General features: G+C 65.4%; 23 protein-coding genes. 19 read left to right on the top strand and 4 right to left on the bottom strand.

The window, feature by feature from the left end; all coding sequences use genetic code 11:
* Positions 1 to 18: 18 nt before the first annotated feature.
* Positions 19 to 375, bottom strand: coding sequence for an ArsR/SmtB family transcription factor (locus tag ACFI9K_RS07345; RefSeq protein WP_462662890.1), 357 nt, complete (start codon positions 373 to 375; stop codon positions 19 to 21).
* Between the two features lie 95 nt (positions 376 to 470).
* On the opposite strand from ACFI9K_RS07345, the gene ACFI9K_RS07350 reads away from it, so the two are divergent.
* The 7 genes from ACFI9K_RS07350 to ACFI9K_RS07380 all read left to right on the top strand — a co-directional run bounded on the left by ACFI9K_RS07350 (position 471) and on the right by ACFI9K_RS07380 (position 7,443).
* Positions 471 to 1,121, top strand: a complete 651-nt coding sequence (locus tag ACFI9K_RS07350) for a nucleoside/nucleotide kinase family protein (RefSeq protein WP_462662891.1) — start codon at positions 471 to 473, stop codon at positions 1,119 to 1,121.
* Between the two features lie 33 nt (positions 1,122 to 1,154).
* A complete protein-coding gene (locus ACFI9K_RS07355) occupies positions 1,155 to 1,754 on the top strand; it encodes a DJ-1/PfpI family protein (RefSeq protein WP_462662892.1) in 600 nt (199 codons plus the stop codon).
* The gene (locus tag ACFI9K_RS07360) at positions 1,751 to 2,212 is read left to right on the top strand and encodes a MarR family winged helix-turn-helix transcriptional regulator (RefSeq protein ID WP_462662893.1); all 462 of its coding nucleotides are present in this window, start codon (positions 1,751 to 1,753) and stop codon (positions 2,210 to 2,212) included. The genes ACFI9K_RS07355 and ACFI9K_RS07360 overlap by 4 nt, the downstream gene beginning before the upstream one ends.
* A gap of 7 nt (positions 2,213 to 2,219) precedes the next feature.
* Positions 2,220 to 3,467: a hypothetical protein gene (locus tag ACFI9K_RS07365; protein WP_462662894.1), complete on the top strand. Its 1,248-nt coding sequence runs from the start codon at positions 2,220 to 2,222 to the stop codon at positions 3,465 to 3,467.
* 23 nt (positions 3,468 to 3,490) lie between these two features.
* Positions 3,491 to 4,495, top strand: a complete 1,005-nt coding sequence (locus ACFI9K_RS07370; RefSeq protein WP_222095136.1) for an aldo/keto reductase family protein — start codon at positions 3,491 to 3,493, stop codon at positions 4,493 to 4,495.
* Between the two features lie 45 nt (positions 4,496 to 4,540).
* Positions 4,541 to 6,016, top strand: coding sequence for a carboxylesterase/lipase family protein (locus tag ACFI9K_RS07375; protein WP_462662895.1), 1,476 nt, complete (start codon positions 4,541 to 4,543; stop codon positions 6,014 to 6,016).
* A gap of 62 nt (positions 6,017 to 6,078) precedes the next feature.
* The gene (locus ACFI9K_RS07380) at positions 6,079 to 7,443 is read left to right on the top strand and encodes an NAD(P)/FAD-dependent oxidoreductase (protein ID WP_462662896.1); all 1,365 of its coding nucleotides are present in this window, start codon (positions 6,079 to 6,081) and stop codon (positions 7,441 to 7,443) included.
* 94 nt (positions 7,444 to 7,537) lie between these two features.
* Here ACFI9K_RS07380 and ACFI9K_RS07385 read toward each other — a convergent pair whose 3' ends face one another.
* Together ACFI9K_RS07385 and ACFI9K_RS07390 are read right to left on the bottom strand one after the other, a co-directional pair.
* Positions 7,538 to 9,379 (bottom strand): NAD(P)-binding domain-containing protein, encoded by a 1,842-nt coding sequence (locus ACFI9K_RS07385; protein ID WP_462662897.1) that lies wholly within the window; start codon positions 9,377 to 9,379, stop codon positions 7,538 to 7,540.
* Positions 9,380 to 9,471: 92 nt separating this feature from the next.
* Positions 9,472 to 10,587: a hypothetical protein gene (locus ACFI9K_RS07390; protein WP_462662898.1), complete on the bottom strand. Its 1,116-nt coding sequence runs from the start codon at positions 10,585 to 10,587 to the stop codon at positions 9,472 to 9,474.
* A gap of 173 nt (positions 10,588 to 10,760) precedes the next feature.
* Between ACFI9K_RS07390 and ACFI9K_RS07395 the strand changes: the two genes are divergently transcribed.
* From ACFI9K_RS07395 to ACFI9K_RS07445, 11 genes are all read left to right on the top strand, one after another.
* The gene (locus ACFI9K_RS07395) at positions 10,761 to 11,819 is read left to right on the top strand and encodes a 2,3-butanediol dehydrogenase (RefSeq protein WP_462662899.1); all 1,059 of its coding nucleotides are present in this window, start codon (positions 10,761 to 10,763) and stop codon (positions 11,817 to 11,819) included.
* Positions 11,816 to 12,583 carry an acetoin reductase gene (locus tag ACFI9K_RS07400; RefSeq protein WP_462662900.1) on the top strand — a complete coding sequence of 256 codons (768 nt, stop codon included), beginning with the start codon at positions 11,816 to 11,818 and terminating at the stop codon, positions 12,581 to 12,583. Before ACFI9K_RS07395 ends, ACFI9K_RS07400 begins: the two co-directional genes overlap by 4 nt.
* A gap of 104 nt (positions 12,584 to 12,687) precedes the next feature.
* Complete coding sequence (locus ACFI9K_RS07405) at positions 12,688 to 13,983, top strand: GAF domain-containing protein (protein ID WP_462662901.1); 1,296 nt, start codon at positions 12,688 to 12,690, stop codon at positions 13,981 to 13,983.
* Between the two features lie 21 nt (positions 13,984 to 14,004).
* Positions 14,005 to 16,062 (top strand): FUSC family protein, encoded by a 2,058-nt coding sequence (locus ACFI9K_RS07410; protein WP_462662902.1) that lies wholly within the window; start codon positions 14,005 to 14,007, stop codon positions 16,060 to 16,062.
* Positions 16,063 to 16,096: 34 nt separating this feature from the next.
* Positions 16,097 to 16,738 carry a HEAT repeat domain-containing protein gene (locus tag ACFI9K_RS07415; RefSeq protein ID WP_462662903.1) on the top strand — a complete coding sequence of 214 codons (642 nt, stop codon included), beginning with the start codon at positions 16,097 to 16,099 and terminating at the stop codon, positions 16,736 to 16,738.
* Entirely contained in the window at positions 16,732 to 17,724 is a 993-nt protein-coding gene (locus ACFI9K_RS07420; protein ID WP_462662904.1) for a HEAT repeat domain-containing protein, read from the top strand. Before ACFI9K_RS07415 ends, ACFI9K_RS07420 begins: the two co-directional genes overlap by 7 nt.
* Positions 17,721 to 18,068 carry a cupredoxin domain-containing protein gene (locus tag ACFI9K_RS07425; protein ID WP_462662905.1) on the top strand — a complete coding sequence of 116 codons (348 nt, stop codon included), beginning with the start codon at positions 17,721 to 17,723 and terminating at the stop codon, positions 18,066 to 18,068. The genes ACFI9K_RS07420 and ACFI9K_RS07425 overlap by 4 nt, the downstream gene beginning before the upstream one ends.
* Before the next feature lie 13 nt (positions 18,069 to 18,081).
* Positions 18,082 to 18,486 carry a DUF2752 domain-containing protein gene (locus ACFI9K_RS07430; protein WP_462662906.1) on the top strand — a complete coding sequence of 135 codons (405 nt, stop codon included), beginning with the start codon at positions 18,082 to 18,084 and terminating at the stop codon, positions 18,484 to 18,486.
* A gap of 111 nt (positions 18,487 to 18,597) precedes the next feature.
* Positions 18,598 to 18,795, top strand: coding sequence for a hypothetical protein (locus tag ACFI9K_RS07435; protein ID WP_462662907.1), 198 nt, complete (start codon positions 18,598 to 18,600; stop codon positions 18,793 to 18,795).
* A 168-nt stretch (positions 18,796 to 18,963) separates the two neighbouring features.
* Entirely contained in the window at positions 18,964 to 19,620 is a 657-nt protein-coding gene (locus ACFI9K_RS07440) for a GntR family transcriptional regulator (RefSeq protein WP_462662908.1), read from the top strand.
* Positions 19,617 to 20,867, top strand: coding sequence for an MFS transporter (locus tag ACFI9K_RS07445; protein WP_462662909.1), 1,251 nt, complete (start codon positions 19,617 to 19,619; stop codon positions 20,865 to 20,867). Before ACFI9K_RS07440 ends, ACFI9K_RS07445 begins: the two co-directional genes overlap by 4 nt.
* On the opposite strand, the gene ACFI9K_RS07450 is transcribed toward ACFI9K_RS07445, so the two are convergent.
* Positions 20,788 to 21,456, bottom strand: a complete 669-nt coding sequence (locus tag ACFI9K_RS07450) for a hypothetical protein (RefSeq protein WP_462662910.1) — start codon at positions 21,454 to 21,456, stop codon at positions 20,788 to 20,790. The genes ACFI9K_RS07445 and ACFI9K_RS07450 overlap by 80 nt on opposite strands.
* Before the next feature lie 98 nt (positions 21,457 to 21,554).
* Here ACFI9K_RS07450 and ACFI9K_RS07455 point away from each other — a divergent pair, with 98 nt between their 5' ends.
* Complete coding sequence (locus tag ACFI9K_RS07455) at positions 21,555 to 22,175, top strand: hypothetical protein (RefSeq protein ID WP_462662911.1); 621 nt, start codon at positions 21,555 to 21,557, stop codon at positions 22,173 to 22,175.
* Positions 22,176 to 22,191 lie beyond the last annotated feature (16 nt).

Raw genomic sequence — 22,191 nt, forward strand, 5'->3', positions numbered from 1 at the left:
TCACGGTTTCGTACATGACTACGACACATCCTTTCGAGAGTTGTCTTCTGTTGCAACATGTTCGAGCAGTTCGTCGAGACGTCGATAGCGCTGCTCGGCCTCCTGGCGGTAACGCTCGATCCATTTCGCCATGAGTCCGAACACCTCCGCGTCCAGATGCACCGGACGTCGCTGGGCATCCTTGCTACGGGTGACCAGTCCGGCCTCCTCGAGTACCTTCACGTGCTTGGACACCGCCTGCAGACTCATCTCGTACGGCTCGGCCAGTTCGCTGACGTTGGCATCCCCGGCGGCGAGTCGCGCCACCATGTCGCGACGAGTGGGGTCGGCCAAGGCCGCGAACGTTTTGTCCAGCTGCTCCGTGTGATCGTCCATCGGCTTCTCGCTTTCTCGATGGGGCCGAGCGTAAGCCGTCTGACGTGCATAGTCAACCATTTGGTTGAGTAGCTACCGTGGCCTATTCTCGTCGGATGAGCCTCGGCGACGACATGGTGCAGGACGTGATTTCACGAAACCCGGGGCGCCCGCTACGAGTGGCGATCGACGGGGTGACGGCCGCGGGAAAGTCGACCTGCGCACGGTGGCTGGTGCATGCTGTTGCGGCGCAGGGCCGTCCGGCTATCCACGTGACCATGGACGGCTTTCATCACCGGCGCGCCCACCGATACCGGCAGGGCCGAACCTCGGCCTTCGGCTACTATCGCGATGCCTACGACTTCGACGCGCTCGCCGCGAACGTGTTGATTCCGTTGGGTCCGAACGGTAGTCATGAAATTCGACGTCGAATCATCGATCTGGCCACGGACGAGCCGGTGGATGATCCACTCGAACTCGTGCCTGCGGACGCCATCGTCGTGGTGGACGGCACGTTCTTGCATCGGCCGCCGCTGCCCGATCACTGGGACTACACGGTCTTCGTCGACACTCCCATGCATATCGCACGGGCACGCGGAATGGTCAGGGACGCGGACGCGCTCGGGGGCGCGCAGGCCGCAGGCCTGGCCTTCGACCAGCGCTATCACGCAGCATGCCGGATCTATCTCGACGAGGTGGAGCCGCGCGCTCGGGCCACTCGCGTGCTGCCAAGTATTGACAGTCTTCTGTCAAAGGTCGATGATTGACAGCATCCTGTCAATCGATGTGAGGACGTTGCGATGACCACCATTGCGCTCTATGCCACCGACACCATGGCCGACTGGGAGTACGGGTACCTCACCGCCGGGCTGGCCATGGCCCGCGAGCAGAACCCGGACGCAAATGGATTGCTGGTCGCCTCGGAGTCGGGGGACCCGGTCACGACGATGGGAGGGCTGAGGATAACGCCCGACGTCTCCTTGGCCGATCTGCCGCCCGTCGACGCATTGATTCTGCCGGGAGCGGACAGTTGGGGATCCGGCCACGAGATGGCACTGAGGCTCGCGGCCGAATTGGTTGGCGCTAAAACCCCGGTCGCGGCGATCTGTGGTGCGACCTACGGGCTGGCACGGATCGGACTACTGAACGACCGGCCGCACACCTCGAACGCAGCCGAGTTTCTCACGCAGACAACCGAATACCGTGGTGCCGAGCACTACCGAGAAGAGAAAGCGGTATCCGACGGCACCGTCGTCACTGCAGGCGCAACAGCACCCATCGAGTTCGCCAAGCTGGTGTTCGAGCGGCTGAACGTGTTTCCGCAACCCGTCATCGACGCCTGGTACGGCCTCTACGCCACAGGAGAGCGTAAGTACTACGACCAGCTGGCGGGGATGTGACCCGCCGCAGCCCCGAGGGTGATGCGCTGACTGCTCTGGTGCTGCCGGTCTTCGAGCTCAAAGGCGAATTTCTCGCTGCGGCACAGGACATCACCGAGCCGACGGGTCTGACGCCGGCATGGTGGCAAGTACTCGGTGCCACCCTGGACGAGCCGCTCTCGGTAGCCGACATCGCGCGCCGCGTCGGGTTGGGTTTGGCGCGGCAGAGTGTGCAGCGCACCGCGAATCTGTTGGTGGACAAGGGTTGGGCCGTCTACATCGAGAACCCGAACCACAAGAGGGCGAAACTTCTCGAACCCACCCCCAAGGGACGCGAGACCGTTGCCGCGCTGCGCGACGCGCAACATGCCTGGTCCGACGCCGTGGGAGCAGCGGTGGGCAAAGGTGAGTTACAGATCTTCGCAGCAACCCTGGAGAAGATTCTGGCGGCATCCCGCGAGTATCGCGGCAGTGCATAATTCGGGCATGGTTGCGCTGTCGTTACTGCTCTCAGGACTCCTCGCCGGATTGTCGATGCAGTCCGACGGCGTCGACATAATCGGAAACACCAGCATCATTTCGGTGGTGTTCTTCAGCGGTGGTGGGGGAATCGCGCTGGCAGTGATCGTGGCGTCCGTGCTGGCAATGGTCGGTCGTCGACGCAGTATTCTGGCCGGTCTGTCGATCGCCGCAGCCGTCGTCGCCGGGGTCTCTGCACTGCTGTTCGCGTCCGACCTCATCGGCGTTCTCGCAGGCGGTGTGGTGTTGGGATGCGCTGCAGTGCAGGCGAACCACCGCCGACGTCTGCAAGCAATGCTCATCGGATCGTTCCTCCTCGGACTACTCAGTGCAGGCGCCGTCGAGGCCTTGCAGTATCCGGGTATTCCGCGTCGCTACGCCGACTACCTCACCGAATACGACAGCGGCACACAGGTGATCGTTCCGGTGATCTGCGTCCTGGTGATACTGACGGTGGCCTGGGCGGCTATCGCCGGCGGAGGGGGAGAGGGTCTGCCGCCCGAGCGGGATATTCGAACCGTCGGGGCTGTACTGCTGATCCCGCTCGGTGGGTTGCTTCTCAATATCCTGTTCGTGCAGAGCATCTTTCAGGACCAGTACGGTGGCGTCGGTCGCTGGTACTTCGGGATCCTCGTCGTGCCCGTATTGTTCGGTGCCGCGGCGCTGTTGCCCGGACGCGGCGGCATCATGGTTCTTGCCGGAACCGCCGTGTTGATCACCTCGACCACCATCGCCGGGGTAGGCATCGATGTGTCGGCCAGGGCCTGGACACTCGGGCTGGTGGCCGTCACCGCAGTCTCGGTGGCAGTCGGCGCGGCACTCGGAGTGCGGTGGGGTCGTCCGTTCGTCGGGTTCGCGATCCTGGCAGCGGTCTGTGCGACCGCACTGTTCGAGTACCCGCCGCTGGACAACGTGCACTTCGCGGCAACTCTGGTGTTGCTTCCTTCCGCTGCGGCCTACCTCTACGTCGCCTGCACGACGGTCACCCCCACGACCCCCACGAGCTCGACCCTGGGCCTTGCGGTACCGGTGGCGATCACGGTCCCGATGGTCGTCACCTACGGATGGACGGCGTACACGCCGCTGACGTCGATAGACACCAGCACGTTCTCGCCCGGTATCGACCTGTGGCTCTCGACCGGCGCGGCAGTGGTGACGGTGGTCCTCGCAGGCGTCGGAACCCGGGTACTGCGTCGTCGGCCACTACCGAATTAACCACCGGAGTACCGTTTTCTCACATGGCCTACAGATACCTCGGAAACAGCGGACTGAAGATCTCGGAGATCACCTACGGCAACTGGTTGACGCATGGATCGCAGGTGGAGAACGACATCGCCACCCAATGCGTACGCGCAGCTCTCGATGCGGGCATCACCACGTTCGACACGGCAGACGTCTACGCCAACGGGGCCGCCGAAACGGTTCTCGGGGACGCGCTGAAGGGTGAGCGTCGCGAATCGCTCGAAATCTTCACCAAGGTCTATTTTCCCGTCGGACCCAAGGGCCCCAACGACACCGGACTCTCACGCAAGCACATCCTCGAAGGCATCGACGCCTCGCTGCGTCGACTCGGAACCGAATACGTCGACCTGTACCAGGCGCACCGGTACGACGTGGAGACTCCACTGGAAGAGACCATCGCTGCGTTCGGCGACGTCGTCCGCCAGGGCAAGGCCCTCTACATCGGCGTCTCGGAATGGACCGCTGATCAGTTGCGGCGTGGTCAGGAACTCGCCCGCCAGAACGGCTTCTCGATCATCTCGAATCAGCCGCAGTACTCGGCCCTGTGGCGTGTCATCGAGGATCAGGTGATTCCGACGTCCAAGGAATTGGGCATCTCGCAGATCGTCTGGTCACCTATCGCGCAGGGCGTGCTCACCGGCAAGTACCTTCCCGGCCAACCCTTGCCCGACGGCTCCCGCGCCAAGGACGACAAGGGCGGCGACAAGATGATCGCGCGCTACCTCGACGATCAGACTCTCACCCGGGTGCAGGAATTGAAGCCCATCGCCGACGATCTGGGAATCACCATGGCGCAGTTGGCGGTTGCATGGGTGTTGGCGAACGACAACATCGCCGCCGCACTGGTCGGGGCCTCCCGTCCGGAGCAGATCGCCGAGAACATCAAGGCCTCCGAGGTCACGCTCGACGCCGACGTTCTGGCGAAGATCGACGATGCGCTGGGAGACTCGGTGGAGCGCGATGCCGGCAAGACGGGTTCGCCGGAAGCACGCCTGGTCTGACCGCCTGCCGGCGTCGGTCCGACCGCGACAGGGTAACAATGAGGTATGGACATGATCACCGTCGACACACCTCAGGGCCAGGTTCGCGGTAGGACCGACGCGGGCGTCACCTCGTTCCTCGGAGTCCCGTACGCCGAGGCTCCCTTCGGGCCCCGTCGGTTCCAAGCGCCGACGCCGCCGCCCACGTGGGACGGAGTGCGTGACGCGCTCGAGCTCGGTGCCACCGTTCCCAAGGTCGGCTACCGTCCGCCGACCAGCGAGATCCTCACCGAGCCGGTGGTGCCCGGTGACGACTGCTTGAACGTCAACGTCTTCACCCCCGACGCCGGGGGATCGGCACCGGTTTTCGTGTGGATTCACGGCGGAGCATTCGTCAACGGCAGCAATGCAATTCCCACGTACGACGGGTCCGCCTTCGCTCGCGACGGCGTGGTGGCCGTGGTGATCAACTACCGACTCGGCGTGGACGGTTTCGCGCTGATCGACGGTGCCCCCGCCAACCGCGGGATGCTGGACCAGGTTGCGGCACTCGAATGGGTACGCGATCACATCGCGGCCTACGGCGGAGACCCGGCGCGCGTGACCATTGCCGGCGAGTCCGCGGGCGCGATGAGCGTCGGCACCCTGATGTCCATGCCCCGCGCCGAAGGACTGTTCCAGCGGGCAATTCTGCAGAGCGGTGCCGGGCACCACGTCATCACCGCCGAGACCGCAGCGAAAGTCTCTTCGGCTTTGGCGTCCACACTCGGTGTCGAGGCGACGGTCGACGGATTCGCATCGGTGTCGGTGGACGCCCTGGTCGAGGCTCAACGCGACCTGTCCGATCGGATCACGGCCGAGGCCCCGACCGGCGCATGGGGTGAACTGGCCCTGAACGTGATGGCCTTCGAGCCGTACATCGACGGCGATGTCGTTCCGGCACTGCCATTTTCGCGAATCATCAGCGACGGCGCGAGCGCGCAGGTGGACGTGCTGATCGGAACCACGAGCGAGGAACATGCGTTCTTCATCGTTCCGGCAGGGCTGGTGCCGCACATCACCGAGGACTACGTGAAGATGGTCCTGGCCGGTTACCGAGCCGACCCGTCGGCGCTGGACAGGTACCGCGAACAGCTGCCCGACGCGTCGGCCGGCGAGCTGATGATCGCCGTCATGACCGATTGGTTCTTCCGTATCCCGGCCACACGACTGGTCGAGGCCCGGTCGGGCAACGCATTCGTCTACGAATTCACTTGGCGCTCTTCGCTGTTCGACGGTGCACTCGGGGCCTGCCATGCGCTGGAGATACCGTTCGTGTTCGACATGCTGAGCAAGCCCGAGACCGCGCGCATCACCGGCCCGAACCCGCCGCAGAAGGTGGCCGACGAGATGCACCGTGCCTGGGTGGATTTCGTGCGGGACGGATCTCCCGGATGGGACACCTACGGCACCGACCGTGCAGTGATGATGTTCGGCGACGAATCCGGAGTCGCTCTGGACCCGAGGCCGGCGACCCGCGCGGTGTGGGACGGGGTGCGCTGAATTTCTTCCGTAACCCTCGAACGTCGTCTGCGAGGCCCTGCGCCGGCGGGTTAGGCTCGGATATGCGCAGATTCCTTCCTGTTGACGGTACGAGTGCTCCGGTCCCCGCGCGGCCTGCCCGGGTCGTGGTGGTCGGCGGTGGATTCGGTGGCTTCAACGCCCTGAAGCGGCTCACCAAGCTGCTGGGCCCCGAACGCGCCGAGCTGACGCTGGTGGCACCCACCGATTACCTGCTCTACAGTCCGTTGTTGCCCGAGGTCGCCACCGGTGTCCTCGATCCGCGCGACATCGCCGTCTCGACCCGTCAGGCACTGCCACGGGTCAAGCTGGTGCTGGGGCACCTCACGACCGTCGACTTCGATTCGCACGAATTGTCGGTGACCGGCCCCGACGGCGACACGACCCTCGAATGGGACAAGCTGATCCTGGCACCCGGGTCGGTGACCAGACAGTTCGACATTCCGGGCGTCGACGAGCACGCATACGGCCTCAAGACGTTGAGTGAGGCCGTGTACATCCGCAATCACGTGCTCGCGCAACTCGACGCCGCCGACGCTCTGCCCGACACCCCGGAAGGTCGACGGGAACGCGCCGAGCGATTGACGGTCGTCGCCGTGGGAGCGGGCTACACGGGCACCGAATTCGTTGCGCAGATGCAGAAGTGGATCACCGGCATCGCATCGCGGTGGGCGAGCGTCGACCCCGACGAGGTGCGTTGGCTGCTCGTCGACGTGGCCGACGCGGTGCTGCCGGAATTGGGCCCACGACTGGGCAAGGAAGCGCTCGCGGTGCTCGCCGAGCGCGGCGTCGACGTTCGGCTGGGGGTGTCGGTGGCGTCGGCCACGGCAACGTCGGTGACCCTGACCGACGACGAGGTCGTTCCGTCTCGAACCCTCGTCTGGGGAGCCGGCGTCGCGGCGAGCCCGATCATCGCCCGGTTGGGCCTGCCCACCGATCGCGGCCGCCTCGTCGTGGGGGCGGACATGACCGTTCCCGGCATCTCCGATGTCTGGGCGATCGGTGACGCGGCGGCAGTGCCGGACATCGCCGCCGACCCGTCGAAGCCGACACCGCCGACGGCGCAGCACGCCCAGCGTCAAGGTGTCGCCGTGGCACGCAATGTCGCAGCGTCACTCGGCGTCGGTCAGGCGCGTCCGTACAAGCACAAGGATCTGGGCCTCGTGGCCGACCTCGGCGGATTCGACGGCGTCGCAAAGCCTCTCGGTTTTCCGTTGACAGGACCGGTCGCGAAGTTCGTCGCGCGCGGTTACCACCTGTACGCCCTACCCACGGTCTCCGCCCGGGTGCGGGTGGCGACGGATTGGCTGTATTCGTCGGTGCTGCCGACCCGGGTCGTGAACCTCGCCCAGGTGCGGTCCGAGGATGCGCTGATCAAGAAGGCTCAGGGCATCGATCTGTACGAGTAGAGCGGCTTCGCCGCACGTGAGTGTGGAGCCTGCGGGCTTTCCGCAGGCTCCACTCCGAACCTCGTAGCAGGCTACGAGTTACCACTCACGTGGGTCACCGCAGGTGATGCACTTCCTGCAGTCCGTAGACCGGGGTGTCGATGCCCTCGTAGCGGGCCTTGATCTGCAGGGCCAAGTACAGCGAATAGTGCCGTGACTGATGCAGATTGCCGCCGTGGAACCAGAAGTTCTCCTGCTGCGTCGGCTTCCACATGTTGCGCTGTTCGCCCTCCCACGGACCGGGATCCTTGGTGGTGTCCGAGCCCAGGCCCCAGCACTTGCCCACCTTGTCTGCGGTTTCCTGGTCGATGAGATCGGCGACCCAGCCGTTCATCGAGCCGTAGCCGGTCGCATAGACGATGAGGTCCGCGGGTAGCTCGGTGCCGTCGTCGAGTACGACGCCGGTCTTGCTGATCCGCTCGACCTGTCCGGCAACGAGTTTGATCTTGCCGTCCGCGACGAGCTCGGATGCGCCGACGTCGATGTAGTAGCCCGAGCCGCGGCGCAGGTACTTCATGAACAGGCCCGAACCGTCGTCGCCGAAGTCGTGTTGGAAGCCTGCCTTCTCGAGGCGATCGTAGAAGTCCTTGTCCTGCTCCGCGATCTGTTGGTACACCGGAATCTGGAACTCGTGCATGATCCGGTACGGCAAGGATGCAAACGTCAGATCGGCCTTGGCCGTGGTCATTCCGGATTCCACCGCGCGCTCGGAGTACAGATCACCGAGAGCGATCTCGCACAACGAGTCCGACTTGACGATGTGCGTCGACGAACGCTGCAGCATCGTGACGTCGACGCCCGTCTCGTACAGCGCCTTGCAGATGTCGTGCGCCGAGTTGTTGGATCCGACCACCACGACCCGCTTGCCGACATAGGCGTCGGGACCGGGGTGTTCGCTCGAGTGGTGCTGTTCGCCCTCGAATTCGTCCATGCCGGGGAAGTTGGGCACGTTCTTCTTGCCCGACATTCCGGTGGCCATCACCAACTGCTTGGGCCGAAGGATCACTTCCTCGCCGTCACGGTCGACGACGACGGTCCACTCCTTGGCCGTCTCGTCGTAGGTCGCGGACTTGGCGGTGGTCTTGCTCCAGTACGGAACCTCCATGACCTTGGTGTACATCTCGAGCCAGTCACCGATCTTGTCCTTCGGCGCGAACACCGGCCAGTTCGGCGGGAACGGGAGGTAGGGCAGGTGGTCGTACCAGACCGGATCGTGCAGGCACAGTGACTTGTAGCGGCCACGCCACTGGTCACCGGGGCGTTCGGCGCGGTCGACGACGATGGCCGGAACACCGAGCTGACGGAACCGCGCACCGAGTGCGATGCCGCCCTGGCCGCCGCCGACCACGAGGGCGTACGGCTGCACGCTGTAGCCGAGCTCCTTCTCCTCCATCTCCTTCTTCTCGGCCCAGTTCTGGGTGTCGGCATTCGAGCCGTGCACCGCACCCTTGATGCGGGATTTGCCCTGCCGCTCTTCGTGTCCCTTGAGTTCCTGCATCGTCGTCAGCAGCGTCCATGCCACGTCGTCACCGGTCTCGGCGTCCGTCGTCAAGCGCAGATGGCCCTTGCCGCGGCTCGTCGCAGTCTCGAATGCGATCCAGGCCGAGACGACGCCGTCTGCCTCGTCGGGGGTCTCGGTGGTGTGGAAGCCCGTCGGATCGGTGTCGTCGAGCCGCTGCGACAGCATGTCGCTGATGCCGTCGCGACCTTCCACCGTCTTGAGATTCCAGGTGAACGTGACGAGGTCGCGCCAGAAGCTGCTGACGGCGAACATGCCGGCAACACGGGGGATATCACGTGCGACCAGCGCTTCCTCGAACGTCGACAGCCAGGCGTCGACCCGCTCCTGAGGACTGCGCGTGCGGTTGATCGAGGCCGGCTCGATGGTCTGGGTCATGAAAACTCCTCGTACGAAAGTGCGGTGCGTTGTGTGACCCAGCACACTCTTCGAAGGCGGCTGGGTCGAGAGTTGCAATGCGTTGCAGCGGCTCACGCCGGCGACAGCCTCTTCAAGCCCAACGACTGGAACCCGACGACGTAGATCAACGTCCACAGCACCAGCCAGTCGACGAAGCCGAGTGCGTTCCCGGAGATCCCGGCCGCGACCGTGGGCTCGTGCAGTACGTGTTCCGCGAGAACGAAGTAGTAGGCCAGGAACGTACCGATCGCCAGGGCGAAGGTCAGGAGTGCGCGGCCGACCGCTGGGAATCGGTTGCCGAAGCCGTTCGCCCAGAAAATCATCCAGAACGCCCAGCACACGCCGATCTGGGCGGGGAACTGATCGATGACGCTACCGAGTTCGGCGGTGGCGTCCGAGCCGACGAGCAGTTTTGCCAGGGGAACCATCAGGAAGTAGATCGCGGTGCCGAGGACTGCGTTGCCGACGGTGGCCGCCAGCGCGGTGCGTCTGCCGCCACCGGCGAGTTTCCACGGCCAGTTGTCGAGGGTCTGGCCGGTGAGGATCACCGAGACGACGATCGAGTAGAACCAGCCGAGCGCTGTATCCACGGACATCAGTGGATCGGTGGCCGACAGCGAGACGGACGGCAGACCGAACACGAAGTACAAGGCGAGAGTGGGGACGGCGACGAACGCGATCTCGCAGAGTCCGATCAGCGGTTGCTTCATGCGCAGCACGGTCCACGGCCAGTGTTGCCAGTTGAGGACCACCATGACCCACGTGCCGAATCCGAACAGGACGAACAGAGCGCCGGCGAAGTAGCCGAGCCCACCCTCGCGGGAGCCGGCGAAGTCCGGATACAGCGCTCCGAGGCCGCTGCCGAGAATCCAGGTGACGGCGACGGCGAACACTGCCGTCGAGATCAGGATCGCGAGTCCGCGCATCGGCTGCTTCAGAGCGTCGAATCCGGCGAATTCACAATCGAACCCGATGAACACGATGAACAGGATCGCCCAGAACAGCGCGGCATTGAACGGGAGGGGATAGAAGTTCCACGGGCTGGTGGTGGGGTCCGCCAGCAGGTACCACGTGGCAAGCGACACGGCGGCGACGACGGCGAGGTTGGCCATTCCGAACAGGACCCAATTGCCCTGTGGCGAGGTTGTTTTCGGTTCTTCGAGCGGGCGATCTGCGGTTGCGGTCATGAGGGATCTCTCTGTGGTGGGCGGTATCGCCGTCACTATGAGCGCAATCACAACGGGCCGTCAGGGTTGCGAGAGGTTGCACCCTCCCCGGCGCGCTGCAACGCGCTGCAACCCTGTCGAAAGTGGTCGGCGTCACATAGACATGAGTGCATCCGACGATCAGGAGTGAAGCGATGCGCGCAGCTGTCTACTACGGCCCCAACAAGGTGGAGATCACCGACGTTCCGGAGCCGAATCCCGGTGAGGGGCAGGTCAAGATCAAGGTCGGTTTCAACGGTATCTGCGGAACCGACCTGCACGAGTACTACGCCGGGCCCATCTTCATCCCCACCTCGCCGCATCCGTTGACCGGCCAGGAAATGCCTCTGGTGCTCGGACACGAGTTCTCCGGAACCGTCACCGAGCTCGGCAAAGGTGTCACCGGTATCGCGGTCGGCGACCGCGTCGCCATCGAACCGCTCTACCGTTGTGGCCACTGCGGACCGTGCCGGGCGGGCAACTACAACATCTGCGCTCAGATCGGCTTCCACGGACTGATGTCCGACGGCGGCATGGCCGAGTACACCGTGGTGCCCACCGACATGATTCACGCCTTGCCGGACAACGTCTCCCTCGAACTCGGAGCGCTCGTCGAGCCGATGTCGGTTGCGTATCACGCAGCGACGCTGGGTGATCCGAAGCCCGAGGACACCGCGATGGTCTTCGGTGCCGGTCCCATCGGCATCGGCCTGTGGTTTGCGCTGCGCGGCAAAGGACTCGACAACGTGTACGTCGTCGAACCGTCGCCGACGCGCCGCGCGTCGATCGAAGCTCTCGGTGCCAAGACCCTCGATCCGACGGCAGTGGACGTGCCCGCCTTCATCGCCGATCTCACCGACGGCAACGGTGCCGATGCGATCTACGACGCTGCCGGTGTGCAGCCTGCGGTGGAAACCGCACTCGGCTGCATCGGTGCGCGCAAGCCACTGGTCAGCGTCGCGATCTACGAAAAGCCCCTCACCACGCCGCTGCAGAAGCTAGTGATGAACGAATCCCGCATCCAGGGCTCGCTCTGCTACACCTCCGCCGACTACGAGGCCGTCATCGATCTGATGAGCCAGGGTCACTACGACACGACGGGCTGGGTGGACAAAATCTCGCTCGACGGGGTGATCGACGACGGTTTCGAGGCGTTGCATGCGGGCACCAAGATGAAGGTGCTGGTCGACCCGTCGACAGGAGCGTCCGCATGAGCGCAGTATTGGTGACCGGGGCCGGTCAGGGAATCGGCAGGGGAATAGCTCTCCGGCTGGCGAACGACGGTCACGACATCGCCCTCGTCGACCTGGCCGAGGACAAGATTTCGGCGGTAGCCGACGAGGTTCGTGAAATAGGCAGGCAAGCAACGACATTCGTCGCCGACGTCAGTGATCGGGATCAGGTGTTCGCGGCCGTCGAGCATGCGCGGGAAGCGCTCGGTGGATTCGACGTGATCGTCAACAATGCCGGCATCGCCCAGGTGGCTCCACTCGACGACGTTCGGCCGGAAGACACGAAGAAGATCTGGGCCGTGAACGTCGACGGTGTGTTGTGGGGAATACAGGCTGCCGCAGCCACATTCAAATCCCTCGGCCAGAAGGGCAAGATCATCAACGCGTCCTCGATCGCCGGGCACGACGGGTTCGCGATGCTCGGGGTCTACAGCGCAACGAAATTCGCGGTGCGCGCACTCACCCAGTCGGCGGCGAAGGAGTACGCCGCGGACGGCATCACCGTCAACGCATATTGCCCCGGCGTCGTCGGCACCGACATGTGGGTGACCATCGACAGGCGATTCGCGGAGCTGACCGGTGCCGCCGAGGGGGAGACCTACGACAAGTACGTCGGCGGTATCGCGCTCGGCCGTGCGCAGACTCCCGAGGACGTCGCCGCGTTCGTGTCGTATCTCGCCGGACCCGACTCGGACTACATGACGGGCCAGGCACCGCTGATCGACGGCGGTCTGGTCTACCGCTGACCGCAGCCTATTGTTCCGACACTCTGTTCGGGAGCCCTGCTCCACGACCATGCTCGACAACCCTGCTCGACACAGCACTGTGAGGTGGAGCACAATTGGCAGTGATGACGCAGTCGACAGGCCCCGAACCTGCGCTGGCGGCCGGTGAAGACCCGCGCCGCTATGCGCAGATACTCACGGCCGTCTACGACGCGACCATGACCGGCGGTAAGTCACCCGCACGGCCCCGCGAGGTCATCGGTGACTCCTGGCGTCGGTTGCAGACCCTGGGTATCGACCCGGAACTGGGCAATCCGGCCGAGAGGCAGATGGACGCGTCCGATCTCGAATTCAGTCGTCGGGAATCGGGGTTGTTCGACATCCTGGACGATCTGGCCCGCGGCCTGGAATCGGTGGTGCAGGACGGCGACAACATCCTCGTCGTCGCAGACCGGAACGGGCGGGTGCTGTGGCGGAGCGGATCGACGTCGGTTCTCGACCGCGCCGACGGTCTCGGATTCGTCGAGGGGGCCAACTGGGCGGAAGATTCGGTGGGTACCAATGCCATCGGGACGGCACTGGTCTCCCGTCGAGCTGTGCAGATCTTTTCCGCCGAACACTATGTGCGAAGCCATCATTCGTGGACCTGCGCCGGCGCACCCATCCGTGATCCGCGAACCGGTCAGGTGCTGGGAGCCATCGACGTCAGCGGACCGGCCAAGACGGTACATCCCACCACGATCGCCCTGGTCGACGCGGTGGCCCGGTTGGCGGAATTGCAACTGCGCGAAATTCATCGGTCCACACTCGATCGGTTGCGTTCGGTGGCCGCACCGATGCTGGCGCGATTGCACTCCCCGGCGCTGGCCGTCGACGCGAACGGCTGGGTCGCGGCAGTCGAATCGGTGGCGCTGCGCAATCGCATCCTGCTGCCCGAGGACCTCGCGACGGGGCGTTTCTGGCTGCCGACGCTCGGCGTGTGCGACTTCGAACCCCTCCCAGGCGGATGGCTCGTCCGACCCACCAACTCTGCGGACGAGTCGGTGGCAGACTCCGGCAACACGACCAGAATTCGCATCGACCTGCGCAATTCGCAGAAGCCCCGCATCGAGGTGCGCAGCGAGGTGGGGGAGTGGACCCACGAGCCGACGCCCCGGCACGCCGAAATTCTGTACCTGCTGGCCATCCACCGGCAGGGGCGCACCGCGTCGCAGATGGCTGCAGATCTGTTCGGCGACGACGGCCGCGCGATCACCGTGCGGGCCGAGATGTCGCGCCTGCGCAAGCACCTCGCGGGCATCATCTCCACGCAGCCGTACCGCTTGGACGAGTCGGCGACCGTGGACCTGATCACGCCGTCGGACATGAACAGGTTGCTTCCGCATTCGTCGGCCCCCGCGATCCGAGCCGCACGAGGCTGACCCGTAGCGCAGAATCGGGGAATGAACCGCCTCGCCCGCATTCTCGACGCCTCGGATCCCGGGCAGGTACGGCTTCGCAGTGCTTCGGCTACGACACTGACTGTCTTGCTCGCCATGGTCGGGCTGCTGCTCGTCACTCGCGCCATCGGTCAACCCGTGACCGTTGCCATGCTCGGCACGGTGGTGGCGATGCAGGCGTCGGCGTCGGTGAAGGACAAGGACCAGCGCAGTCGGCTCGTCACCACGGCGCTGCTGGTGCTGCCGGCGTCGGCGGCGGTGACGGCCGCGGCACTGCTCTCGCAGCTCGGCAAGGTGGCAGACGTCGGCTTCATCGCGGTCCTGTTCGCTGCGGTGTGGGTGCGTAGATTCGGCCCGCGCGGCACGGCGCTGGGCATGGTCGCCTTCATCTCGTACTTCTTCGCGTTGTTCCTTCGAGCGACGCCGGGTCAGGTTCCGATGTTGATCGCGGCGATTGTCGGCGGAATGCTCGTCGCGCTGTTCGTTCGAGCTGTCGTCTTCCCGGACCGTCCGATCGTGGAGGTGCGGCGACTGCTCTACGCCATGCGCGCAGTGTCGGTGTCCGTACTCGAGGCGGCATCGGCGGGGGAAGGTCGAGACCTGGAACTGTTGCGCCGCAGACTCGATCGGCTCGGCAACACCGCCTTGATGATCGACGATTGGCTGGACCGACACGATGCAGGACAACTGCTCAGCGTCACCAGCACCGATCTCTCGCTGCGTGTGTTCGACGCCCAGATTGCCACCGAGCAGCTCGTCAGTTCTCTGTGGGCCCTCGACCCCGCCAAGCCCTGGCCTACCGCCTTGGGGCAAGCGACCACGGCGCTGGGATCGTGCTTGCAGAACAATCCCCCGCCGGAACAGCTCAAGGCCGCGCGAAAGTTGGCTGCCACCGCCGCCGAACGGGCCGACCCGTCGACGCCCGCCGGAATCGCGACGGTGTCCGCTCAACGAGCCGTGCAGGCACACATCGCCATTCATCACATCACCACCAATGCGGTGGCCGTCGCGTCGAGTCCGCGTGCGGACAGCGCCCCGCCGGCCGACAAGGACACACCTGCCGGCCTGAACCCCAGTACCAAGGCGGCAATTCAGGTTGCCGTCGCCACCAGTGCGGCAACGGTTTTGGGTGAGCTAGTCTCGCCGGACCGTTGGTACTGGGCCGTGCTGACGGCATTTCTGGTGTTCACCGGGGCGTCGACGCGCGGCGAAATTCTCACCAGAGCCGGCCAGCGCATTCTGGGCACGATGGCGGGAGTGCTGGCCGGAGTGGTGATCGCTGCGCTCGTGGGTCACGATCAGCCCGTTCAGTTGGCGTTGATCGTCGTCTGCGTGTTCTTCGCGTTCTATCTGGTGACCGTCGCCTACGCGCTGCTGTCGTTCTTCGTGACCATCCTGCTGGCGATGCTCTACGGGTTGCTCGGCACGTTCAGCATCGAGGTTCTCGAACTGCGGATCATCGAGACTGCCGTCGGCGGAGCCGTCGGAATTGCATCCGCGTACTTCATCTTCTCGACCGGAACTCGAAAGACACTGGTGGACAAGGTCGATACCTACCTCGATCGACTGGATGCCTTGATCGACACCAGCGTCGACATGGTGATCACTCCCGGTCGCGACACCGACCTGGTCGCGTTGACCCGCACGCTGGACAACGCACTCAAGGACGTGGTGACGGCGGGGAAGCCGCTGGTGCTCGGGCCGACGACCCGGAGCAGGCGAGGGGCGAAGAGACTGCTGCGGGTGCTGGCCGTCAGTGGCAGATCCGCGCACGCCCTGGCGCGAGCGGGTGTGCTCGCCTCGCGCGCCGATCCCGCCTCGATGCCCTCGCCCGAGACGGCCCAGGCTCTGCGTGAGGCAGCGATCCAGGTGCGCGGCACCGCCCGGCAAGTGCAGGCGGCAGTCGCGGGCAAGCATGTGGATCAGCCCGAGAAGGTCACCGACACAACAGTATCGGATGTGTTGCTGACCAGCGCGAACTCGACCGGGTCGGTGCGCGTCGCGGTACGGGCGCTGAACACGATGAATCGGACCCTGGCCGATGTCCTGAGTCAGGCTTGACCTTCACACGGTGACAAGGTCTTGGCTGACAGCCATGATCGAATTACTCACGCAACAGAATCGATCGGTGCGGCTTCGGGCGGCACTCGACATCGGGTCGGCACCGGAGCCTCGTTTTCTCGACGCACTGTTCGAGCGATGCGCCGTCGAGCAGGACTTTCAGGTGCGAGAGATGTTGACGTGGGCGTTGATTCGGTACCCAGCGTCGTCGACGGTTCCTCGCCTGATGCAGGAAGTCCGCATCGGCAACGCCCAGGCCCGCAGCCAGGCATTGCACACGCTGTCCAAGGTCAAGGATCGGGCCGCGTGGCCGGTGATCACCGAGCAACTACTGAGCGATCCGGACGACGAGGTGGCTCGGAGCGCGTGGCGAGCGGCGGTGGTGCTGGTTCCAGGCGGCAGCGAGCAGTGGTTGGCGACAACGTTGACCACCCAACTCGGACGAGGCGATAGGGAGGTCCAGCGCAGTCTGAGCCGAGCACTGGTTGCGCTCGGTTCGGTGATCGAGCCGGAGCTGAGCCGGGCCGCGTCGAGCAAGGATGTTGGGGTCAGCGCGCACGCGCAGGCTACCGAGGCTTTGCTCCGAGACCCGGACGCCGGGTTCGCCGTGTTCGAGGCCAAGCGCGTCGATGCGCTTGGTGCCACGGAAGCGACGGGTGAAATAGAACGATGTTGATCGGTGAAGTGGCGCGGCGATCCGGGGTCAGCGCACGCATGCTTCGGCACTACGACAAGCTCGGGCTCGTGCAGCCGACCTCGCGGAGCGGCACCGGCTACCGCGAATACTCCCCGGCCGACGTCCGCCGCCTGTTCCATGTCGAATCGCTGCGTTCGCTGGGTCTGTCGTTGCACGACGTCGGGCGCGCACTCGACGACCCGAGTTTCGCGGCGACGGGACTCGTCGACGAGCTCGCCGCCCGAGCCGAAGAACGCATCGCCCGCGATACCGAACTGCTGGCGCACTTGCGTCGTATCGGCAGCTCCCGGCCGGAGGATTGGGAGGACGTGCTCGGTGTGATCGGTTTGCTGGGCGACCTGAACTCGGTGAGTGCGGGGAAGCGGCAATCCGCGGCGTTGTCCTCCGTCGGAGATCGCTCCGTTCCGGCACGGACTCTGGCCGAGGCGGTGCTGCGCGAGCCCGCCACCAATGTGGCCGGCGCCCTGCGATGGGCACTTGCCCAGACCGGAAGCGACGCGGTGGCGACACTGCGGCAGGGCCTCGACTCACCGGATCCCGAGGTGCGTCGTCGCGCCGTCGACACCGTCGTCGAAATTCCACATCCCGACGCAACGGAGTTGCTCGGTGAGGCGCTGGGGCACGACGACGACCGGATACGACGTGTCGCGGCGTTGGAGCTTGCGGCGCGAGGCATCGGCGACGCGATCCCGACACTGATCACGATGGTGTTCGAGGGCGACCACGACGTGGACGCGGCAGATGCCCTCGGTGAGCTCGGTTCCGCCGAGTCGACGGTCGCCGCTCTGCTGGCCGGGCCGCGCGAGATGCCGGTGCGTCTGCGGGTGACCCAGGCGTTGGCCAGCATTCCGGGTACCGCCGCGGCGGAGGCCCTGCGCAGCTTGGCCCAGGACGAGGACCGCTCGATCGCGCTGACGGCGGCCTACCTGCTGAACCGGAGAGCTTCGGTACCGTCGAAGACATGAAGGCACTCGGATTGTTCGCGGCACTGTCGATCACGTTGGCTGCCACTGCCTGCTCCACCGCAACCACCCCGGCCGCACCCCCCGAGCCCGCCGCCGAGAACCAGGTGACCGTCGCCGACCGGATGTTCACGCCGCAGTCTCTGACGATCAGTGCCGGCGAGACCGTGACGTGGGTGTTCGCCGACCGCGCTCTGGCCCACAACGTCGTAGCCGACGACAAGTCCTTCCGCAGCGAACTGATGCAGACGGGACAGTTCACCCACACCTTCGACACCGCGGGTACCTACACCTACCACTGCACCCCGCACCCCGACATGACGGCGACGATCATCGTCGAACCGTGATGGACTGGTAGTCATGGCAACCCGGACTCGCAGCATCGCCGCACCCCTGGGAGTAGCGGCCGCCGCGGTCGGTGGGGCAGTACTGCTGCACGTACGCGACCCCCGAACCTCGACGTACCTGCCGTGCCCGTTCCACGCTCTCACCGGACTGTGGTGTCCGGGATGCGGAGCCACCCGCGCTCTGGGCGACCTCACCCGCGGCGATATCGCGGCGGCCGCGTCGAGCAACGTCGTGGCGGTGCTGTTCGGCGTCGTCGCGGTCGGGGTGTGGGCTCTGTGGATCAGGGCTGGATGGATGCAGACGCCTCTCGCGTTGCCTCGCCTCAATCGCCCGACCATTGTCGTCGGGGTGGCTCTGTTGGCCGTGTTCACCGTGGTGCGCAACACCCCGTGGGGCACCGCAATCGCCCCGACCTGAAACCCTGGGAGTAACTGTGTTGCTGGAAATTTTCTCGATCATCGTGCTGGTGGGTGTGCTGATCGCACTCATCCCCACGGCCCGACGCGTGTTCAAGAAGGGTGACGACGAATGAGCGACTCACTGAGGGATCGGGTTCGGGCGAAACTGCTGGCGCAACTCGCGGACGACGGTGGGACCCCCGCCGAGCAGGCCGAGGGCGACGATCCGCGCCTCAACGCCTTGCGCGACGACCTCGAAGCACTGGACGCGGCACCCGACGGGGATCCGGTGATCGACGACATCGCCGCGCGGCACTGGGTGCCCTGACCGCTGGCTTTTCTCGAGCCCCTCGGGGAGTCAATGTGACATGTGGTGGACGGGAGTGAAGCCTGCGGAACGACCCACAGGCGCAGTCCGGCGGTCGATGTCACGTTGAGTGGCCCTTTCGGGGGCTGCAAGTTGGTGGATTGCTGAGACGCATCTAGTATCTATGTTGTGTCCGAGACGAGATCAGCCGCCGATACGGCCTATGCGACGGTCAAGGAGCTCATCGTGTCGGGGGAACTGCCCGGCGGAGAGCTCGTCAGTGAAGGCGAGATCGCAACGCGGCTCGAGATCAGTCGCACCCCCGTACGCGAGGCGTTTCTGCGGTTACAGGTCGAAGGCTGGATGCGCTTGTATCCCAAGCGCGGGGCGCTGGTCGTTCCGATCGCAGTGGGGGAGGCGGAAAGTGTCGTCGACGCGCGTCGACTCGTCGAGGCGGGCAGTGTTCGAGCGTTCATCGGCGACACCGGTGCCCGCTCACGAGTGGTGGATGCGCTTCGCGAGAACCTGCGAACCCAGGAAAAGCTGGCAGTCGACGGCACCGCCGCCGAGTTCAGTGCCGCCGACGCAGATTTCCATCGCACCGTCGTCCGCGCGGGGAACAACCCTTTGCTCGACGCGTTCTACGACGGACTTCGCGAGCGGCAGCGGCGGATGACGACGGCGTCCCTGACCCGTGACCCGGGTCAGATTTCACGCATCGTCGACGACCATCGCCGACTCACCGACCTGATCGAGGCCGGCGACGCAGACGAATTCGAGCGGGCCGTCGAACAGCACATGCTCGGGGTGCACGGCCTGCGCACAGACAGAGGGGGAGCACGATGACCGAGGCAATGATCGACGAAGAATTGCAGCAAACGACGGCCAAACGCTGGCTGCTGGTTGCTGTCGGCATGTTCGCCGTCGCCTGGGGCGGCAACGAGTTCACGCCGCTGCTGGTGATGTACCGACTCGATCACGGCTTCTCCGCCGTGGTGGTCGATACGTTCCTGTTCGCCTACGTCCTCGGCATCATTCCGGCGATGTTGATCTGCGGTCCGCTGTCGGATCGACTCGGCCGACGCCCGATCATGTTGCCCGCGCCCGCAATTGCCGCGGCGGGGTCCATTCTGATCGCACTCGGACCCGACAGCGCCGTCATGCTCTTCGGCGGCCGCGTGCTCAGTGGCATCGCGCTCGGAATAGGTATGGCCGTCGGCGGTAGTTGGGTCAAGGAACTCTCCAGCCGCGACGCCGCCGCCAAGCCCGGTGCCGGAGCGCGACGGGCCGCGATGTCGCTGACTGCGGGTTTCGCGCTCGGTGCCGGAGTCGCCGGGGTGCTCGCGCAGTGGGCACCCTGGCCGACGCACCTCGCCTACAGCGTGCACGTGCTGATCTGCATCGCCGCATTCGTCGGCATGCTGTCGGTCCCGGAGACACGCGCCGCCGCGGCGTCGTCGAAAAGAAAGAGTCTTGTCGACGATCTCAGGATTCCGTCGGCGTCGCATCGACGCTTCCTGTTCGTCGTGTTGCCGTTGGCACCATGGGTGTTCGGTGCCGCGAGTGTCGCGTACGCAGTGCTGCCGTCGCTGATGGCCGACGCCCTGGCCGACGAGCCCGGTGGCGGCTACCCCGTCGCCCTCTCGGCCGCGATGGCGGTGATCGCCCTCGGTTCCGGGTTCGCGATCCAGGCCGTCGGGCGTCGCATCGACACCCCCGCCAATGCACGCGGCGCTCTGGTTGCGCTGACTCTGCTGGTGGTCGGCATGGCGGTGGCGGCGTGGGCGGCATCGGTGCTCACCATTGCCGCAGCATTGATCGCAGCCGCGGTGCTGGGCTGCGGATACGGCATGGCCTTGGTCTCGGGTTTGCAAGAGGTGCAACGCATTGCGGGCCCTGATGATCTCGCCGGCCTGACCGCAGTGTTCTATTCGCTGACGTACCTCGGGTTCGCGGTGCCGGCTGTGCTCTCCGCGCTGACCGAGACCTGGCCCGGGGTGGTCACGTACCCCATCATCTTCGGATTCGGCGCGGTGATGGCCGGAATCTGCGGTCTTGTGGTGCGGGCGAAGACGTCTGCTCACTTGCCTTAGGGCCGCGGAACTGCTTGCTCCGCTTGCGGATCAGCACCCCGGCACCCGCAATTCCCGCCACGAGGAGAACGATGCCGGCGGCGACATTGGAGAAGCGCTCGGGCCACGGCAGGATCGCCGGCACGCTGAACATGCCCCGAAAGAACGGTTCGATGATCGCCCCGGCAGGGACGACGAGCCGCGCGATCGCCCCCGAGAGGCCATCGGTTCGCGCAACCGCGCCGATCAGCCCCAGCGGGCCGCCCAGGACGAGGGCAAGAGCGAACCAGAACCGGTTGCCCGCCCACACGGTCTCGTCGAACATTCCGAAAATTTGCCCCACGCCGTAGTGCACCACCAACGCCAGCAGGCTCGCTACGATGCCCGCCGCGAACCCGTGCACCGGACGTCGGACCAGCCAACCGCACAGGATGGGCAGACCGGCCCACACGGCACCGGAATTCACTACCTTGCTGAACGTCGAGCGCACGGCCAGCACTGTGTTCGCCTCAGCGGACAACTGGCTCACGGTGGTGACATTCGAGGCGAGAGACACGAGAGCGACAGCCAGCGTCACTGCAACGACAAGTCCCCAGCCCCGTTTCGTCATCAGTGGATGATACGTAGGTATCGGCCACTGTCCGAAGAGACAGAGCACTCCGCGAGTGGGTGCGCACTGACCGGTTCGGCTCTAGGATCAGCGGCATCATGCCGGCGTCCTCCCGCACTGCCCCGCCGCACCGAGTGCCTCCGACGGTGGTGCTCGCCGGTGCCACGGTCTGGAACCGGCGAGAGGCGTACTGGTTTCTCGTCGCGGTGATCGTGTCGGCCGCCTGCTGGGCCGAGCATCCGTCGGTGGTGCCGTACGTCTTTGCGATCGTGCTGTTCGGCGCGCTGGTGTCGCGCTACCGACGGATCGCCCGGTGGGGGTCGATGCTGCGCTGGGGAGTGATCGCCGACGTCGACACCGTCGACACTGCCCTGCGCGGCGAATCCAATCTTCGGCTGGCGCACGCGACCGGATGGAACGTCCAACGACGTTGGTACACGGGAACTGTGACCGAGTCTGCAGTCCGGTACCGGGCCGGGGCGTCTCGCGGTCACCTGTTCGTTCGGGGTCTGCCGTTCACCACCGGAGTGGTACTTGCCCACTCGAAACAACCGGCCGCAGCGATGATCATCAGCGACTTCCCGTGCGATCTGCAACTCGATGGCAGAGGACGCTGGGCGGCGTCGTTCCCACGCGGCTTCTGGCGTCAGGCATCGGCGACCGTAGCGATGTACGGCTGTGTGGTCGTGGGTCTGGCACAGTCGCTCGGCTCCAGCTGACGGCAATCTGCTCCCC

This window comes from Rhodococcus sp. PSi06, from assembly GCF_054960675.1.

What these genes read in the sequence shown, in the direction of transcription:
- ACFI9K_RS07345 (WP_462662890.1), bottom strand. Translation starts at nt 375, where the DNA reads ATGGACGATCACACGGAGCAGCTGGACAAAACGTTCGCGGCCTTGGCC.
- ACFI9K_RS07350 (WP_462662891.1), top strand. Translation starts at nt 471, where the DNA reads ATGAGCCTCGGCGACGACATGGTGCAGGACGTGATTTCACGAAACCCG.
- ACFI9K_RS07355 (WP_462662892.1), top strand. Translation starts at nt 1,155, where the DNA reads ATGACCACCATTGCGCTCTATGCCACCGACACCATGGCCGACTGGGAG.
- ACFI9K_RS07365 (WP_462662894.1), top strand. Translation starts at nt 2,220, where the DNA reads ATGGTTGCGCTGTCGTTACTGCTCTCAGGACTCCTCGCCGGATTGTCG.
- ACFI9K_RS07370 (WP_222095136.1), top strand. Translation starts at nt 3,491, where the DNA reads ATGGCCTACAGATACCTCGGAAACAGCGGACTGAAGATCTCGGAGATC.
- ACFI9K_RS07375 (WP_462662895.1), top strand. Translation starts at nt 4,541, where the DNA reads ATGGACATGATCACCGTCGACACACCTCAGGGCCAGGTTCGCGGTAGG.
- ACFI9K_RS07380 (WP_462662896.1), top strand. Translation starts at nt 6,079, where the DNA reads ATGCGCAGATTCCTTCCTGTTGACGGTACGAGTGCTCCGGTCCCCGCG.
- ACFI9K_RS07385 (WP_462662897.1), bottom strand. Translation starts at nt 9,379, where the DNA reads ATGACCCAGACCATCGAGCCGGCCTCGATCAACCGCACGCGCAGTCCT.
- ACFI9K_RS07390 (WP_462662898.1), bottom strand. Translation starts at nt 10,587, where the DNA reads ATGACCGCAACCGCAGATCGCCCGCTCGAAGAACCGAAAACAACCTCG.
- ACFI9K_RS07395 (WP_462662899.1), top strand. Translation starts at nt 10,761, where the DNA reads ATGCGCGCAGCTGTCTACTACGGCCCCAACAAGGTGGAGATCACCGAC.
- ACFI9K_RS07400 (WP_462662900.1), top strand. Translation starts at nt 11,816, where the DNA reads ATGAGCGCAGTATTGGTGACCGGGGCCGGTCAGGGAATCGGCAGGGGA.
- ACFI9K_RS07405 (WP_462662901.1), top strand. Translation starts at nt 12,688, where the DNA reads ATGACGCAGTCGACAGGCCCCGAACCTGCGCTGGCGGCCGGTGAAGAC.
- ACFI9K_RS07410 (WP_462662902.1), top strand. Translation starts at nt 14,005, where the DNA reads ATGAACCGCCTCGCCCGCATTCTCGACGCCTCGGATCCCGGGCAGGTA.
- ACFI9K_RS07415 (WP_462662903.1), top strand. Translation starts at nt 16,097, where the DNA reads ATGATCGAATTACTCACGCAACAGAATCGATCGGTGCGGCTTCGGGCG.
- ACFI9K_RS07420 (WP_462662904.1), top strand. Translation starts at nt 16,732, where the DNA reads ATGTTGATCGGTGAAGTGGCGCGGCGATCCGGGGTCAGCGCACGCATG.
- ACFI9K_RS07425 (WP_462662905.1), top strand. Translation starts at nt 17,721, where the DNA reads ATGAAGGCACTCGGATTGTTCGCGGCACTGTCGATCACGTTGGCTGCC.
- ACFI9K_RS07430 (WP_462662906.1), top strand. Translation starts at nt 18,082, where the DNA reads ATGGCAACCCGGACTCGCAGCATCGCCGCACCCCTGGGAGTAGCGGCC.
- ACFI9K_RS07435 (WP_462662907.1), top strand. Translation starts at nt 18,598, where the DNA reads ATGAGCGACTCACTGAGGGATCGGGTTCGGGCGAAACTGCTGGCGCAA.
- ACFI9K_RS07445 (WP_462662909.1), top strand. Translation starts at nt 19,617, where the DNA reads ATGACCGAGGCAATGATCGACGAAGAATTGCAGCAAACGACGGCCAAA.
- ACFI9K_RS07450 (WP_462662910.1), bottom strand. Translation starts at nt 21,456, where the DNA reads ATGACGAAACGGGGCTGGGGACTTGTCGTTGCAGTGACGCTGGCTGTC.
- ACFI9K_RS07455 (WP_462662911.1), top strand. Translation starts at nt 21,555, where the DNA reads ATGCCGGCGTCCTCCCGCACTGCCCCGCCGCACCGAGTGCCTCCGACG.